The 265-nt window shown below is 67.2% G+C and carries 2 protein-coding genes; one reads left to right on the top strand and one right to left on the bottom strand.

What is annotated here, in order from left to right; all coding sequences use genetic code 11:
* A partial coding sequence (locus H5J33_RS38830; RefSeq protein WP_399553032.1) for a hypothetical protein occupies window positions 1–198 on the bottom strand: 198 nt, incomplete at its 3' end.
* Here H5J33_RS38830 and H5J33_RS38825 point away from each other — a divergent pair.
* Window positions 148–265: hypothetical protein (locus H5J33_RS38825; protein WP_399553031.1), on the top strand; the 118-nt coding region annotated here is incomplete at its 3' end. The two genes, H5J33_RS38830 and H5J33_RS38825, sit on opposite strands and share 51 nt — an antisense overlap.

The raw sequence follows: 265 nt of genomic DNA, 5'->3' as shown, positions 1-265 counted from the left end.
AGTCTGGTCGTAGACGATGAGCCGCAGTTGGCCGTGCGGGACGGTCAGTTGTTCGCTCCCAGGCTGGTGCGGCACCGTTCCTCCGTTTCGGACTCGGGCACGGACATGGGTGAGGGGACGGTGCTGGTCACCGGCGGTACCGGGACCGTGGGTGCTCTGGTGGCCCGGCACCTTGTCGCAGCGCACGGTGTGCGGCACTTGCTGTTGACCAGTCGCCGTGGTGAACGCGCGCCTGGAGCAGTCGAGTTGGTGCAGGAGTTGGCCT

The organism is Streptomyces sp. WELS2, from assembly GCF_013870595.1.
In the GTDB taxonomy this organism is placed as follows: Bacteria; Actinomycetota; Actinomycetes; order Streptomycetales; family Streptomycetaceae; genus Streptomyces.
Note: the sequence above shows the minus strand (reverse complement) of the source record. Positions and strands in the feature narration are given on the sequence as shown.